The sequence below is a fragment of the Chromobacterium sp. CCUG 76385 genome (genome assembly GCF_059916625.1).
Map to the genome: position 1 here is coordinate 14,830 of NZ_JAUCGU010000027.1, position 14,808 is coordinate 29,637.

At 64.2% G+C, this 14,808-nt stretch carries 14 protein-coding genes; 10 read left to right on the forward strand and 4 right to left on the reverse strand.

The features are described 5' to 3' along the window. Window positions 1–15: 15 nt before the first annotated feature. The 7 genes from QUG01_RS15605 to QUG01_RS15635 are packed head-to-tail and all read left to right on the forward strand — an operon-like array spanning window position 16 to window position 9,530. Complete coding sequence (locus QUG01_RS15605; protein WP_500830891.1) at window positions 16–1,785, forward strand: class I adenylate-forming enzyme family protein; 1,770 nt, start codon at window positions 16–18, stop codon at window positions 1,783–1,785. Continuing rightward, window positions 1,746–2,990 carry a hypothetical protein gene (locus QUG01_RS15610; RefSeq protein ID WP_500830892.1) on the forward strand — a complete coding sequence of 415 codons (1,245 nt, stop codon included), beginning with the start codon at window positions 1,746–1,748 and terminating at the stop codon, window positions 2,988–2,990. The genes QUG01_RS15605 and QUG01_RS15610 overlap by 40 nt, the downstream gene beginning before the upstream one ends. A gap of 29 nt (window positions 2,991–3,019) precedes the next feature. Continuing rightward, window positions 3,020–3,760, forward strand: coding sequence for an ABC transporter ATP-binding protein (locus QUG01_RS15615; RefSeq protein WP_500830893.1), 741 nt, complete (start codon window positions 3,020–3,022; stop codon window positions 3,758–3,760). 8 nt (window positions 3,761–3,768) lie between these two features. After that, a complete protein-coding gene (locus QUG01_RS15620; protein WP_500830894.1) occupies window positions 3,769–5,751 on the forward strand; it encodes an outer membrane lipoprotein-sorting protein in 1,983 nt (660 codons plus the stop codon). A gap of 13 nt (window positions 5,752–5,764) precedes the next feature. Then, entirely contained in the window at window positions 5,765–7,084 is a 1,320-nt protein-coding gene (locus QUG01_RS15625; RefSeq protein WP_500830895.1) for an ABC transporter permease, read from the forward strand. Between the two features lie 37 nt (window positions 7,085–7,121). Next, window positions 7,122–7,934: a class I fructose-bisphosphate aldolase gene (locus tag QUG01_RS15630; protein WP_500830896.1), complete on the forward strand. Its 813-nt coding sequence runs from the start codon at window positions 7,122–7,124 to the stop codon at window positions 7,932–7,934. Between the two features lie 51 nt (window positions 7,935–7,985). Continuing rightward, entirely contained in the window at window positions 7,986–9,530 is a 1,545-nt protein-coding gene (locus QUG01_RS15635; RefSeq protein WP_500830897.1) for a class I adenylate-forming enzyme family protein, read from the forward strand. 1 nt (window position 9,531) lies between these two features. On the opposite strand, the gene QUG01_RS15640 is transcribed toward QUG01_RS15635, so the two are convergent. Then, on the reverse strand, window positions 9,532–10,260 hold the full coding sequence (locus tag QUG01_RS15640; protein ID WP_500830898.1) for an autoinducer binding domain-containing protein: 729 nt from the start codon (window positions 10,258–10,260) through the stop codon (window positions 9,532–9,534). A gap of 398 nt (window positions 10,261–10,658) precedes the next feature. Between QUG01_RS15640 and QUG01_RS15645 the strand changes: the two genes are divergently transcribed. The 3 genes from QUG01_RS15645 (at window position 10,659) to QUG01_RS15655 (ending at window position 13,000) form a co-directional block, all read left to right on the forward strand. Beyond that, entirely contained in the window at window positions 10,659–11,363 is a 705-nt protein-coding gene (locus QUG01_RS15645) for an iron-containing redox enzyme family protein (protein ID WP_043625746.1), read from the forward strand. A gap of 88 nt (window positions 11,364–11,451) precedes the next feature. Further along, window positions 11,452–12,261, forward strand: a complete 810-nt coding sequence (locus QUG01_RS15650) for an aldolase (RefSeq protein ID WP_500830899.1) — start codon at window positions 11,452–11,454, stop codon at window positions 12,259–12,261. 121 nt (window positions 12,262–12,382) lie between these two features. Next, the gene (locus QUG01_RS15655) at window positions 12,383–13,000 is read left to right on the forward strand and encodes a hypothetical protein (protein ID WP_500830900.1); all 618 of its coding nucleotides are present in this window, start codon (window positions 12,383–12,385) and stop codon (window positions 12,998–13,000) included. Between the two features lie 166 nt (window positions 13,001–13,166). Here the strand turns inward: QUG01_RS15655 and QUG01_RS15660 are convergent, their stop codons facing one another. The 3 genes from QUG01_RS15660 to QUG01_RS15670 all read right to left on the reverse strand — a co-directional run bounded on the left by QUG01_RS15660 (window position 13,167) and on the right by QUG01_RS15670 (window position 14,721). Further along, window positions 13,167–13,658: a M48 metallopeptidase family protein gene (locus QUG01_RS15660; RefSeq protein WP_500830901.1), complete on the reverse strand. Its 492-nt coding sequence runs from the start codon at window positions 13,656–13,658 to the stop codon at window positions 13,167–13,169. 353 nt (window positions 13,659–14,011) lie between these two features. Continuing rightward, entirely contained in the window at window positions 14,012–14,155 is a 144-nt protein-coding gene (locus QUG01_RS15665; protein WP_500830902.1) for a hypothetical protein, read from the reverse strand. Window positions 14,156–14,190: 35 nt separating this feature from the next. Further along, window positions 14,191–14,721, reverse strand: coding sequence for a GNAT family N-acetyltransferase (locus QUG01_RS15670; protein ID WP_500830903.1), 531 nt, complete (start codon window positions 14,719–14,721; stop codon window positions 14,191–14,193). Window positions 14,722–14,808 lie beyond the last annotated feature (87 nt).

A 14,808-nucleotide genomic window follows, 5' to 3' on the forward strand; every position in this document is an offset into this window, starting at 1 on the left:
CGGATGGATGCCGCCATGAGCTACTTCTTTGCCGCCCTCGCGTTCGCCGTACTGGGCTACCTTATCTTCGTTTTCGTCCATTTGGGGTTTCCCGTCCGGCTGACCCTCTTGGCCCGCTGGGACAACCGCATCGACACCGTGCTCGAAACCGCCGCGCGGCGCCATGGCTTTCGCGAGTTGATCGAGTTGGCCCGGCCAATGCGCTGGACCGATCGCCGGGTCTGGACCGCCGGCCAATTGCTCGACGCCGTCAATGCCTTGTCCGCATGCTGGCACAGCCTGGGCGTGGCGCGCGGCGACCGGGTGGCCATCTATAAAGCCAACGACTTCGACTATTTCCTGTTTTCTGTCGCCGCGATCCGCCTGGGCGCCATTGCCGTGCCGATGAACGCCAACGTAGCGCCCGAAACCGCCGGCTTATATCTGTCCCGCGTCGGCGCCCGCCTATTGATCGCCGATTGCGCCAGTTGGGAGCGCGTGCGTTCGTATCTGCCGGCCTGCGTCCATCAAACCGTGCTGGCCGACGGCTTCCCGCCGACGGCAGCGGATCGCGTCCATGCGCTGTCCGAGCTGCTGCGGCAATCCCCGCACACCGCGCCAAGTGTGGCTCGCGGCCCCGAAGACCCGCTTTACATCGTCCATACCTCCGGTACAACCGGCATCCCCAAAGGCGTCATACTCAAGAGCGAGGGCATCGCCCAATCGTTACGCTCGACCCTGCTGTTCAACCTGATATCGCCGCGCGACTTGGCATGCTTTGCCTTGCCGATGAACCATCAGGTATCGCAGCTTTACCTGCATAACACCTTGCTGCTAGGGATGCGCTGCATCATCAACGGCGACCTGGACCCGCATGATCTGTTGCGGCAGCTGGAACAGCGGCGTCCAACCATATTCTTCGGCTTCCCGATCACCTACACCCGGCTGATGATCGCCGGCGCAGCCAAGCGATCGCTGAGCAGCGTGCGCATCTGGGGAACCACCGCCGACGCCAGCCATGAAGTCCAGCAACGGACGTTTTTGCCGAAAGGTTCGTTTTTCCGGCGGCTGGGGCTGCCCGTCAGCGGCTCGCTGTTCATCGACGGCCTAGGCTCCAGCGAGGTGGGCATCGCCGCCTTGCTGCGCATCGCCACGCCATGGACCCGCCGTTTCGATCGCCGCGTCGGCCGCAAGACACCGCTGGGGCCGCGGATCAAGGTAGCGGACAGCGAGGGGCTGCCGGTGGCCAAGGGCCGTCCCGGCCTGCTGATGATCAAGGGCAAGAGCATGTTCGGCGGCTACTGGAACGCGCACGACGTGCTGTACGCCTCTTCGCGCGATGGCTGGTGGTTCACCGGCGATGTGGTGCGCGAGGCCGCAGACGGGGAAATGATCCATCTGGACCGCGAGGTGGACGTGATCCACGCCCCGGACGGGCCGGTGTACACCCTGCCGTTGGAAGAGGTGTTGCTCAAGCGCGACGGCGTGCTGGACGTGTCGGTGTTCGGCGTGCGGCCGGAACCGGACGCGCCGGAGCGGCCGGCGGCGGTGGTGGCCTTGTGCGAGGGCGCCGCTCCGGTGGCGGCGGACGTCCTGTTGCGGGAACTCAATCGCCAGCTGGAGCCAGCGCAGCAGTTGGCGCATCTGTGGATTCTGCCCTGGGAGGACTTCCCCATCGGCGCCACCGGCAAAACCTTGAAACGTCGTCTGCGCGAGCGCTACAACGCGCAATTGCAGGCTTCCGCCACCACTACCGCGAGTCTTGCATGCGCAGCCGTTTCCATTGCCGAATTGCGGCCATCCTGAGCGGCGCCTTGCTGGCGCTGAGCGCCGGCGCAAGCCAGGCCGAAGACGCCGCCGAGGAAACCGGCGGGCTGCGGTTTGAGCATGACGCGCTGCTGCAGCTGATCCATGAGCGCGGCCGGCTGTATCCGGCGCTGGGCGGCGGTGTCAGCCAGCGCAGCGACGCGGAGCTGCGGCTGGATCTGCGACTGAAATGCGAGAGCGGCGCCTGCGACGGCAGCCGCGCGGTGTTGAAACCGCGCTTTTGGCTGGGAGAGGAGTCCAAGCCGGACGCGTTGCCGTCACAGCGGCCGGAGCCGCTGTTGGAAGGCTACGCCATCGCGCCGGTCGGCCGAGGCGAAATCGGCGCCGGCAAGCGCCTGATCGGCTGGGGGCCGTCGATGTTGTACAGCCCCACCAACCGGCTGTTCCCGGACAACGGCGCGGTGACGCCGCGGCGTGAAATCGCCGGCAAGCCGATGGCCTTCGCCAGCCTGCCGATATCCGAGCGCGGCCGGCTCAATCTGCTGGCGGCCAATCCCAATCTGGACCCGGTGCCGGGCGTCCGCGACGGCGACGGCCTGTTCATGCTGGCGCGCGGCGAATGGAATTGGGTCACCGAGCCATCGGCCACCTTGGGGGCGGTGGCGGCCGGCGGCGGCGGCTTCCAGCCCTATTTCGGCGGCTATGCGCAGTACGGTCTGGACGACGCCTGGACCCTGAGCGGCGAGTTCGCCGCTTCGCGCGGCTACGCGCGGCGCGACACCGCCGGGCCGTGGCTGGCCCAGGACGACGAGCGCTGGCGCTGGGATGGCACGCTCGGCCTGCGCTATGGGCTGGCTTCCGGCGCCGAGATCGGCTTGGAGTTGATTTACAACGGTTATGCGATGACGCCGGAAGAGCGGGCCAATCCGCTGCTTGCCGCCGCGCCGTCCAGCGGCAGCAAGCCCTCGCATAACCGGCCGCTGCATCCGTTCGCGCAGCAGCGTTACGCGCTGCTGCAAACCACCTGGCCCAAGTTGTTCGGCGACCGGCGCTGGGGCTTGACCGCGCGCTGGCAACAGGGGCTGGACCGGCCCAGCTCCGACGCTTTTGTCGAGCTGTCCTTCAGTCCCGGCGACGCCGCCACCGTTTACTTGGGCGTGTCCCGCAGCCGGGTGACGGACGATTTGAAGCAGACCAGGGCCTTGCCACGCAACGCCTACCTGGCGCTGGAAATCCATTTCTAACCTGATCAAGATTTTTTCGGAGGATTGCCGTGTACCTAGTTGAATTTGCATCGGTCACCAAGCGCTACCAGCTTGGCGATGTCGAGGTGGTGGCGCTCGATGGCGTCGACTTCCAAGTCCAGCCCGGCGATTTCGTCGCCATCACTGGCCCTAGCGGCAGCGGCAAGACCACCATGCTCAATCTGATCGGCTGCCTGGACTCGCCCTCGGACGGCGAAGTGAAAGTGATGGGCAAGGCGGTCAACGCCCTGAGCGAGCCGGCGCTGGACCAGTTGCGCAGCCGCACCTTCGGCATGATTTTCCAGAACTTCAACCTGATTCCGGTGCTGACCGCGGAGGAAAACGTGGCCCTGCCGCTGCACTTGCACGCGTTGTCGCGGCAGGAAACGCGTCAGCGCGTGGCCGAGGCGTTGCGCGCCGTGGGCCTGGAGCGCTTCGCCGGCTTCCGTCCGGACCAGCTCTCCGGCGGCCAGCGCCAACGGGTGGCGGTGGCGCGCGCGCTGGTGACGCGCCCGCAGCTGATCCTGGCGGACGAACCCACAGCCAGCCTGGACACGACCAACGCCATCGCGCTGGTGGAGCTGATGAAGCAGTTGAACGCCGAACAGGGCGTGACCTTCGTGTTCTCCACTCATGATGACAGGCTGCTGCAGCACGTCCGCCGCATCGTGGAGCTGCGCGACGGCACGCTGTCGGTGACCCGCGAGCTGCCTGCGGCCGCGCCGCGCGACGGCTTTGTTCCGCAAACCGACCGTTACGAGGTGATGTGATGTGGGGAATGGCATTTCGCAATCTGTACCGCGATCAGCGCCGCACGCTAGCCACGGTGGTGGCAGTAGGGGTCGGCTTGCTGGCCGTGCTGCTGTTTCTCGGCTACATCCGCTTCGTCGAAGGCTCGCTGGCCTCGGTGGTGATCTATCGCGACGCCAACGCGCACGTGCAGATCTACCGCAAGGACGGGCCGGAGCAATTGGCCGCGACGCCTGCGCAGTATTCGCTGGACCGCGCCGAGCAGCAGATGCTGCATAAGCAAGCGCAGGCGCTGCCGCACTTCCGCCGCGTGTCGGACCAATTGGTAGGCGTCGGCATGGTCAACGCCGGCGGCCATAACGCGGTCTTCCTCGGCCGCGGCATCGACCCGGCCTTCGAGGCCGCGCTGCAGGCGGAGAGCCCGCTGGCCGCGCCGCCGTCGGCACTGGGCCGCGACGGCCTGTTGCTGACCCGCCAGTTGCAGGACTTGCTGGGCGCGCCGGGCAAGGGCGGTGACTTGCAGCTGTTCGGCGCCTCCTATTCCAACCGCCTCAACGCGGTGGAGGCGCCGTTGAGCGGCGAGTTTTCCACCGGCATCGAGGCGATCGAGGACAAGGGCCTGAAAGCGCCGCTCAATCTGCTGCAATCGCTGTACGACACTGACGCGGTGTCGCGCGTGGTGATCCAGCTGGACGACCGCGGCAACGCCATCGCCTACCGCGACGCCCTGGCGGCGCGGCTGGAGCGCCAGGCGCCGGGCCGCTACGAGGTGACTACCTGGAATCACCCGCAAATCGGCCAGCTTTACGTCAGTTTCATGGGCTTCTTCAACATGGTGTTCGCCTTCACCGGCGCCGTGGTGTTTGTGATCGCCCTTACCACCATTCAGCACACGGTAGCCATGAATGTGGCCGACCGCACCCGCGAAATAGGCATGCTGCGCGCCATGGGCTTCAGCCGCGGCAAGATCGCCGGTCTGTTCGTGCGGGAAAGCGTGCTGACCACACTGATAGCGGGCTGCTTGGCCCTGGGAGTCGCTTATATGACGATTTACGCAATCCTCTCCGCCAATCTGCAAACCCAATTGCCGCGCATCGCCGAACCGGTGAAGCTGGCGCTGGATCTGCCGCTGGGCTGGGCGCTGGCCGCCAGCGCCGTGGTGGCCCTGGGCATCGCGCTGGGCGCGGCTGTCACCGCGCGCAAACGCATCGGGGGCGAGGTCAAGGCCAATGGGAAATCGGTGCCGCTGACCCGGCTGTTGGCCACCACCACCTGCCTGATGTTGGCCACCATGCTGACCGCCAGCCTGGCCCACGCTGAAGACGCGCCCAACGAGGCGACCATGCGCGACTGGCTGCATAAGGCTGATCTGGCCCGAGGCGGCTGGGGCGCCTACAAATGGTCGCTGAGCATACACACCGAAGACCCGGCCGGCACCACCACCACCACTTACGACATCGCAGTGCGCGACGGCAAGGCGCTGGCCCGCACGGTGGAACCCAAGCGCTATCAGGGCGAGAAAATTCTGATCGCCTCGCGGGCGATGTGGTATGCCAAGCCCGGCTTGCGCAAGCCTGTCAGCATCAGCCCGCAGCAGCGGCTGGTGGGCGAGGCCGCCAACGGCGACATCGCCGCCACCCAGTACGCGCGCGACTATGCGCCGGCTTATGCGGGCAGCGCCCAGGTCAACGGCGTGGACTGCCACAAGCTGAAGCTGACCGCCGCAACGCCGGGCGCCACCTACGAGAGCATTGTTTATTACCTGGACAAGCGCAGCCTGATGGGCGTGAAGGCCGACTTTCTCACCGCCGGCGGGGCGGTGTTCAAGACCGCCACGTTCGAGTATGGCAACAAGGTCAAGGTCAACGGCCGCGAGCAACCCTTCGTGTCCGTCATGAAGATCGTCAACGCCAACTTCCCTGATCGCTACAGCCGCCTGCAATACGTCCAGGTGTCGCCCAGCAATCCGCCGGACAGCCTGTTCGCGCTGGACACGCTGATGACCATGTAAGGGAGGCCGCGAGATGAACGCCAAATTATTGTTGAGCATGTCACTGCGCAATGTGCGGCGGCAGGGACGCAAATCCGTTGGCACGCTGGTGGTGATGGCGGTGTCGATTCTGGCGCTATGCCTGTTGGCCGGCTACATGCAGTCCAATCTGGAGCTGATCCAGAACGCCTTCATGCGCTGGGGCGCGCGCGGCCATCTGGTGATCGAGCGGCCGTCGTCGCAGCTGGCCCGGGAAGTGGAGGGCGCGGGCCAAAATCCGATCACCGCCGCGATGCAGAGCGGTATCGACCGGGTGCTATCCGAGGATGCGGATGTGGCGGCCCGGGCCCGGATTCTGCGCATTTCGGGCATGGTGTCCAATGCCCGGGTCAGCACCATCTTCGCCGGCATCGGCCAAGATGTGCAGGAAATCCGCCGCATCAAGGGGCCCGCTTACGAATACGACGTGGTGGCCGGCACGCCGCTGTGGCAGGAAACCCGCGCGCATCCGCTGGTGCTGGGGCAGGGCCTGGCGGCGATTCTGGGCTGCGAAGTGCCTAAGGTCGGCTTCGCTCCGACGCAGCCGGGGCAAACGCCGGCGTCCAGACCGATGCAGTGCCCGCCCGGGCCGCTGGAGCTGACGGTTTCCACCCGGGGTTCGGCGCGGATCAACGCTACCCAGGCGCTGCCCACCGGCATCATGGATTGGGGCATCAAGGAAATCAACGACCGCCTGGTGGTGATGCCCATGGCCGACGCGCAGGCCTTGCTCAATACCAAGGAAATCAGCGAATACCATGTGTTGTTGGTCGAGGGCGCCGATATGGACGCCGCGCGCGACCGGCTGTCCGCCAAGCTCAAAGCCGCCGGCCTGGACGTGACTGTGTTCCGTTGGTCCGACCGCGCAGCCTTCTATCAGCAGTTCAAGACGGTGCTGAGCGGCTTCCTCAACTTCATCGCCATCGTCGCCGGCATCGTCGGCTTCACCAGTCTGCTCAACGCCAGTTATATGAACTTCGCTCAACGCGCGCGCGAATTCGCCACGCTGCGCAGCCTGGGCTTCACCCGCCGTTTCGTGATGATGCTCACCGCGCTGGAGAACAGCTGGCTAGCCGCGGCCGCGGCGCTGACGGGCATCGCTTGCGCGCTGGGCGTCACCTGGGTGGTGCGCGCCGCCAAGATCATGTGGATTCCGCCCGGCTCCAGCAACGCGGTGCCGGTCGAAGTGGCCTGGGTGGCTCCGGTTTACGTCTTGACTCTGGTGGGCGTGGTCATTCTGGCCGCGCTGGCCAGCGCGATCCCCACCCGCAAGATACTGCGCCGGCCGATTCGTTCGGTGCTGAGCGAAGGCTGATCGACTGTTGGACACATACAGCCACAAGGAGGCTTGAATGACTGAAATGGCACGCAAACGTCGCTGGTCCCGCTTTGTAGACCGGCAATCCGGCAAGGCCCTCATCGTTCCCATCGACCATGGCTTGACCATGGGTCCGCTGGACGGCCTGAACCGGGTGGAGGAGGTGCTCCGCTGGCTGGACCCGGAGGTGGTGACCGGCATCGTCGCCCACAAGGGCTTCGCCCAGCGGCTGGGCGGCGCACCGGGCTGCGGCCTGATGATCCACCTGAACGGCTCGCTCAATATCGGCGCGAACCCGGACGTCAAGCAGATGGTCACCAGCGTGGAAGCCGCGGTGCGCCTGGGCGCGGACGCGGTGTCGATCCAAACCAATTTCTCCGCCGACACTGCAGGCCACAACCTGCAATTGATCGGCCAAGTGGTGGACCAGGCTCACGCCTACGGCCTGCCGGTGCTGAACATGGTCTACGACAAGGGGCCGCTGGCGGGCAAGGCGCTCAACCATTTGCGCCATTTCATGCGCGCGGCGGTGGAGCTGGGTGTGGATGCGCTGAAAGTGGCGGCGCCGGAGGACCTGAACGCCATTCCGGAACTGGTGGACGGCATTCAGGAGCATACCCCGGTGCTGTTCGCCGGCGGCGCGTTGGCCGATGAGCTGGCGCTGCTGGAGCTGGCCGCGGCGGTCATCCGCCACGGCACAGGCGGCATCTGCGTGGGCCGCAATGTGTTCCAGCGCCCCAATCCCCTGTCGACGATGACCCGGTTGCGCGACTTGTTCCGTTGCGGCGTGCCCGCACTGGACTACCGCCGCCTGGCGCAGCCGGATGCGGAGACTTTGGAAAACTGAGCGCGCGCCGCCGCCGGCGGCCCGCATTTTCAAATTTGAGAGGTTCAAGACATGCCTATTGATTCCAGCCCAGGCTGCGTCGACCTGATGGTGGACCGCCATGTGCGCGCCGGGCGCGGCGATTGCGTCGCCCTGATCGAACGCGGCGCCAAGGGGCGCCGCGTCCTCAGTTATCACCAATTGCAGACCCTGAGCCTGACGGCGGCGCGCGAGTTGGATATTCTGCTCGCCGGCCGTCGCCCGGGCCAGCGCGTGGCGCTGGTGGGATCGGCGACGCTGGAAACGGTAATCTACTGGCTGGCGGCCATGCGTTCACAGCGGCTCGCCTTCATGGTGCATCCGGGTCTGTCGGCCGAACATTACGAAGGCTTGTGGCAAAGCTACGACCCGGACCTGATCCTAGCCGATCGCACCGCGTGCCAGCCGCGCGCCGAGGCGATGACCGACATGGCGACGCTGGCGGCGCGCAAGAGCGTGCCGGAGGCGGCGCACGCGGTCGGAGATATTGAAGCCAGCTTCGACCTGAGCCCGGCGCTGGTGCTCGCCACCTCCGGCTCCACCGGCCGGCCCAAGCTGTGCGCGCATTCCCATCGCTCATTCTGGGCATTCGAGCGCACCGTCACTCGGCCGATGTGGGGGTTGTGCGCAGAAGACAGAGTATTGGCCAGCACCGGGCCGTTCTTCTCCTTCGGCCTGCAGGGCCTGCACGCTCCGCTCAGCGTCGGCGCCAGCGCGGTGCTGTTGCCGGAATGGGCGCGCCACGCCGAGTTTCTCGACGCCATTGAGGCCGAATCCGTCACCGCCTTCCTGGCGGTGCCCACTCTGTACCACCTGCTGATGGCGAGGGCGGAGCGCGCTTATGACTTCAGCGCGCTGCGGCTGTCCTTCTCCGCCGGTGAACGCCTGCCGCCGACGATTCGCCAGCGCTGGGAAACCTGGACGGGTTCGCGGATGTTGGACTCCATCGGCACCACCGAAACCTTTGCGCCCTATTTGTCAGAGACCGCCGACGGCGGAGTCGGCCTGCGCCGCGTCGAGGGCTTCCGTTACCTGGAGACGCCGCATGCCGGAGACGCCGACGCGCCATCCGGCGCCTTTACCCTGGACCTGTCCGGCGGCTGCCTGATGCTGGGCTATTTGCGTCCCGGTGAAGCCGGCGTCATCGAAGCGGCGCCAGCCAGCTTCCCCACCCGCGATCTGTTCGTGCGCGCCGGCGAGAGCCTGAGCTTCGTCTCGCGTGACAGCGAACGCATCAAGGTGGCCGGCTACTGGGTCAGTCCTCAAGAGCTGGAAGCCTTCCTGCTGGAAGACAAACGGGTGCTGAAGGCGGCGGCGCTGCCAGTGGTTACCGCCGAAGGACTTACCCGGCTGCGCGCTTATGTGGTGGCCACAGCCAGCGGCTACGCGGGCGCGGCTTTGGTGGAGGACTTGATGAAGCGCGCCCAGAGCGAGCTGCGGCCCAAAGCGTTGCGACCGGACCGTATCGAGCTGGTGCCCGACATCGCCACCACCCCCAGCGGCAAGCTCAAGCGCCAGGAGCTGCAAGGTTTGACTAGCCATTCGCCGGCCACCGCCGGCGCGGTGCTGGCCGGATGAATCAGGCGGAGATCAGGCCTTGGGCCAAGGCTCTGGCAACCGCTTGCCGCCGGTTGGACACTTGCAACTTGTTGATGATGTTGCGGATATGAAAATTCACCGTGGATTCGGAGCAGCGCAGGATGCGCGAGGTTTCCCAAGACGTTTTGCCCGCAGCCGCCCAGCGCAAGCACTCGCGCTCGCGCGGGGTCAGGCCGACCTCGGCGGCCTGACCGGCGTCTTCGATGCGGCAAATAGCCTCGTAAGCATAGGAGCACAGCAAGTGCACCGTCGGCGTCAGCGTTTGCAGCCATTGTTCAGTGCGCGCATCGGCGTGGGCATCGCAGGCCACGGACATCATCATCGGCTGGCTGCGGCCGACGCCGCGCAAAGAGGCGGCCACACCGGCGGAAACGCCGTAGGCGGACGCTTCTTCGAACAGGTGTTGGGAGAATTCGTCCTCAAAGCGGCCGCGGTGCCAGATCAGCGGCACCGCGGACTGCCGGCAATGGTGCACTACTGGATCGCTACCAATCCATTCCAGCCGCGCGTAACGCTCCATCCAGGCCGCCGGGTAATTGGTTTCCACCCGAGACGAGGGAACGCCGCCGTTCATGGATTCCATGCCGATCAAGAAAAAGTCCAAACCAATGTTGGAGACCAGTTGCTGGCAGTGTTGTTTGACCTGCTCAATCGTCGCTGCCGACAGAAGGTCGGGCAAAGCGCGGATGACATGCTCTTGCGGATGCATCTGACTTTCTCTGACTTTCAACTGTGGATCTAACAGCAAATTAGTAATGAGCGCACGATTTATCTTGCTGTAAAAAGTCTGACAGCCGCCATGTGAAATGACAAATGAAAGTTTTCCTATTCAAAAAATTCATTCAGGATTGTTCGTGAAGGGTATGAATTTATTCATGCTTATCAACGTAAGAATAGTTTTGAGGCGAAATGATAATTTGTTGATTTTTTTAGAATTTATCGACAAATGACGACATTTAAATGCTTTACGGGGCAAGCCAAATCAGTTCAGGCACTCGGCCCGCACCGCGCGGCTCACCGCCGCCAGCCGCAAGGTTGTGCCATTGCCGCAACGCATTATCCGCCGGCCCGAAAGGGTCTCCTCAATCTTGTTGTTGGAGCAAACGCATGGACATGCAAATGGCGCTCTTGGAATCGACCAAAGAGCAATTGATCGAACGGATCCGTTCCCATTCCTTCCTGACGCGCTGTCGCGCCGGCGAAGTCTCGCTCGACGAACTGAAGATCTTCCTGGTGCAGCAAGGCTTGTACAGCGCCTACTTCACACGCTACCTGTGCGCGATGATGGCTAATCTGCCCAGCAATGAAGAAGTGCTGGAGTTGGCGGAAAACCTGTTCGAGGAACTGGGACTGGCGCCGAACAGCCCGCGCCCGCATCATCTGATCTATCGTGAAATGCTGGAGCATTACTCGGTGTCGCTGGATGGCGCCCAGCTGCTGGCCGGCACGCGTAGGCTGATCGACAGCATGTTCCAGCATTGCCGCAATCTCAATCCAGCCGCCGGCCTGGGCGCCTTGTGTCTGGGCGCGGAAGGGCTGGTGCCGCCGATGTACGGCGATATCATCCTCGGTTTCGAGGCCCTGGGCGCGGCCCGGCGCGACATCGAGTTCTTCCACATCCATGTGGAGTGCGACGACGGCCACGCCGAAACCATACGCGACATCATGCTGGACATCGCCAGCTCGGCGCCGGAGCAGATTGACCTGATGCTGCGCGCCGGCCACGCTTTGGTGGACGCGCGACTGGAGTTTTTCAGCTCCATCGAGGCCGCGTATCGCGAAGCATCGTCCACCCAGCCCGCCATCGCATGAGCGCGGCCCTCCTGTGCCAGGAGGCGTTCCGTATTCTTCGGGCCGGACCCGCGCGGAGCGGCCGGCTCTTTTCAAGAAAGGAGATCCCATGACCGACACCATGACAATGGACAAGCAGAGTTTGATCGAACGGGCGAAGGTGCAGATGGAGCGCCACCTGGGCGCGCCGGCATGGACGCTGCGCGAAAAAGTGGCGCTGACTTGTCGCATCCTGTTCGCGCAGGGCCACGATTCCGGCCTGGCCGGGCAGATCACCGCGCGGGCGGACCTGCCGGGCGAATACTACACTCAGCGGCTGGGCCTGGGTTTTGACGAAACCACAGCCGGCAACCTGCTGCGGGTCAACGCCGACCTGGACGTGCTGGAGGGCGACGGCATGCCCAATCCGGCCAATCGTTTCCATAGCTGGATCTACCGGGCGCGGCCGGATGTGCGCTGCATCATCCATACCCACCCGACCCACATTTCGGCGCTGTCCATGCTGGGCCGTCCGTTGAAGATCGCCCACATGGACGCCTGCATGTTGTACGACGATGTGGCCTTCCTGCCGCAGTGGCCCGGCGTGCCGGTGGGCAACAGCGAGGGCGAGATCATTAGTGGCGTGCTGGGGGACAAGCGCGCGGCGCTGCTGGCCCACCATGGCTTGGTGGTGGCCTGTCATTCGGTGGAAGAGGCCTGCATGATGGCGATCCAATGCGAACGCGCCGCTCGGCTGCAACTGCTGGCGGAAGCGGCGGGAGAGATACGCGAAGTGGAGCCGGCGCTGGCGCGTGAAGCGCATGACTGGATTTTGCAGGAGAAGCGCTCCCAGGCCGGCTTCGCCTATTACGCGCGCCGCGCGCTGCGCACGGCGGAGATCGGGTTCGAGCATCCACTGGCGACCTCTGCCATGGCATGACCGTCGACGCCATCCTGCTTTCAGTCAGTACCGAAAGCTCGATCCCCGGCTTTAAGCTGCAAGGCTGGCCGGCACTGCGCTCGTGCCGGCCGGCTCATGTCTGTCGCCAAAAAGGGATCGTATGTTGCACAAGCTACACCGCCTGACTGCCTGTCTGATCAGCCTGTATATCCTGTTCCACCTGCTCAACCACCTGACCGCCTTGGCCGGCATCCAGGCCCATATCGACTATATGAGAGCCTACCGAGTGTGGTACCGCTTCCCGCCAGTGGAAACGCTGCTGTTGGCCTGCGTGCTGTTCCAGGCAGGATCCGGCCTGTATTTCGTATGGGCGCGCCGCGGCCTCCGGCATGGTTTCTTTGATCACGCCCAGGCCTACTCCGGCCTGTACCTCGCTTTCTTTCTGCTGTTCCACCTCAGCGCCGTGCTATACGGGCGATGGGAGCAAGGCGTGGACACCAATTTCTATTTTGCCGCCGCCGGCCTGCACCTGGGCAATTACTTCCTGTTCTTCATGCCCTATTACTTCTTGTCCATCGTCGCCTACTTCACCCATATAGGCTGTGCGCTACGCTGGCTGCTGCAAACGCGGTTAGGGGCGCGCGGCAGCGACCGGCTTGCCGGCGGACTGATGGCGGCCGGCGCGTTGCTGTCCGGCATCATCATCGCCACCTTCAGCGGCGCCTGGTATCCGGTGGCCATTCCGGCTACCTATCAATTTACCGGACTGGTGCGATGAGGCCGCCGACGCAAAAACTGAAGCGTGACGGGCTGACGCGGAACGCTCAGCGACATCGAGCGCGATAGGTAGACCAAACCAAGCAATCGCATACGAAGAGGCCCGACCGGGCCTCTTCGTTTACCCAAGCCCTTCGACAGAATCGATGATGACGGTCGAAAAGAGCTTACATGCGTTCACGCCAAGTCAACCATACCCGCATGTCAAACTCCAACTGGTGGTAGTCCGGCTCCATATGGCAGCACAACTGGTAAAACGCCTTGTCGTGGTCCTTCACTTTTAAGTGAGCAAGCTCATGTATCACGATCATCCGTAAAAACGCTTCTGGCGCGTCACGAAACAATGCGGCGATCCGGATCTCATTTTTGCTCTTCAGTTTTTCACCCTGTACGCGAACCACGAAGGTATTGGTGCCTAGTGTGCCTTTCATCGGGTGTTGCTGGCTGTCGTACAGCACTTTTGCCACGGCAGGAGCGTTCTTCAGATAGCACTGCTTTAGTTCGGTCACGTATTGGTACAACGCCTTGTCAGTCTGGATGTCATGGCGTGCCGGATACTTGCGCTCCAGCCAGGCGCCAAGTTGGTCTTGCTCCAGCAGGGTCTGGATGCGTTCGAGCAGGGCGGCAGGATAGCCGCGGAGATAGCTGAGCGTGGTCATTGCGCTATGGTACCTCATGGTTCGGGATGAGGGCGGCTACTCACAGACGGGGCAGTCATGATCATCGCAGTCCGCGACTGAATGATGTCCATTTTTCTTAACTTGCGCATCACGTCGTAGGCCGCATCACTGGCGAGTAGCGGCGATCATCTGCAAGAAGGGCAGCCGCAGTTCGCGGAACAGCGCGGCGATGCGGATCTCGCTCTTGGTTTTCAGCCGGCCGCCCTGCACCCAGGAAATCGTGGTGTTGGTGCCCAGCGTGCCTTCAACGGGTGCGGTTGATTGCCGTACATTACCTTGGACGGCAGCGGCGCGTTTTTCAGATAGCGCTGCTTCAGCGCGGAGACAAATGGCTACAGCGCCTTGTCGGTTTGCACGGCGTGCGGGTCCGGGTATTCGCGGCGCAGCAGGGCGGGCAGCTCTCCGGCGTCGAACAGGGTTTGCGCCTGTTGCGCCAGCGACGGCGGATATTGCGGCAGGTATTTGAGAGTAGCCATGGCGTGTATTGCAAGCGCCGCAGAGTGGCCGGCGCTCAGATTCCTGGCTGGCAAAGCCGGGCAGGGTCGGCCCAGTGAAAGCGCAGCGCGATGGCGCGGGTGCCGGCCGCGGTGTCCACCTCGCGGCGCTCAAGCACTTCGCCGCCTAACCTGGCATAGACGGCGCAGGCAGCGGCATTGCGCTGGTAGACCCAAAGATAGAGCGGCCTGCCCGGCGCGATGCGGCAAGCCTCGGCCGCGGCGGCTGCCATCAGCGCCCGGCCGATGCCGCGTCCTTGCTGATCGCCGCGCACATGCAGATTGTCCAGGTAAATGCCCAGTTCCGGCGCCTCGTCCGGCAACAGGCAGACGAAACCGACCGGCTCGTCCCCCCAGCAGGCGATGCGCACCCAGAGCGGCTTTTCGGAGGCGAAGCGGGCACGCCATACGGCAAGCCTGTCGCCATCGGCGCATTCGTCAAGGTAGGCGTCAGGCAGGATGCCGCGATAGCTCGCGCGCCAGCTTTGCGCGTGGAGGGCGGCGATAAGGGGGATGTCGTCGCTGTCAGCGGGACGCAGGCTAAGCATGGACCGGTTTTCCGCAAGGTTTCACGTGGAACAGCATAAATCGCGCTTCGCGGATTTAGCCAATTTTTACGCAAGCCGGCCTGTTTT

Coding starts and splice junctions, on each gene's coding strand:
- QUG01_RS15605 (WP_500830891.1), top strand. CDS start 16: ATGAGCTACTTCTTTGCCGCCCTCGCGTTCGCCGTACTGGGCTACCTT.
- QUG01_RS15610 (WP_500830892.1), top strand. CDS start 1,746: ATGCGCAGCCGTTTCCATTGCCGAATTGCGGCCATCCTGAGCGGCGCC.
- QUG01_RS15620 (WP_500830894.1), top strand. CDS start 3,769: ATGGCATTTCGCAATCTGTACCGCGATCAGCGCCGCACGCTAGCCACG.
- QUG01_RS15625 (WP_500830895.1), top strand. CDS start 5,765: ATGAACGCCAAATTATTGTTGAGCATGTCACTGCGCAATGTGCGGCGG.
- QUG01_RS15630 (WP_500830896.1), top strand. CDS start 7,122: ATGACTGAAATGGCACGCAAACGTCGCTGGTCCCGCTTTGTAGACCGG.
- QUG01_RS15635 (WP_500830897.1), top strand. CDS start 7,986: ATGCCTATTGATTCCAGCCCAGGCTGCGTCGACCTGATGGTGGACCGC.
- QUG01_RS15640 (WP_500830898.1), bottom strand. CDS start 10,260: ATGCATCCGCAAGAGCATGTCATCCGCGCTTTGCCCGACCTTCTGTCG.
- QUG01_RS15645 (WP_043625746.1), top strand. CDS start 10,659: ATGGACATGCAAATGGCGCTCTTGGAATCGACCAAAGAGCAATTGATC.
- QUG01_RS15650 (WP_500830899.1), top strand. CDS start 11,452: ATGACCGACACCATGACAATGGACAAGCAGAGTTTGATCGAACGGGCG.
- QUG01_RS15655 (WP_500830900.1), top strand. CDS start 12,383: ATGTTGCACAAGCTACACCGCCTGACTGCCTGTCTGATCAGCCTGTAT.
- QUG01_RS15660 (WP_500830901.1), bottom strand. CDS start 13,658: ATGACCACGCTCAGCTATCTCCGCGGCTATCCTGCCGCCCTGCTCGAA.
- QUG01_RS15665 (WP_500830902.1), bottom strand. CDS start 14,155: ATGGCTACTCTCAAATACCTGCCGCAATATCCGCCGTCGCTGGCGCAA.
- QUG01_RS15670 (WP_500830903.1), bottom strand. CDS start 14,721: ATGCTTAGCCTGCGTCCCGCTGACAGCGACGACATCCCCCTTATCGCC.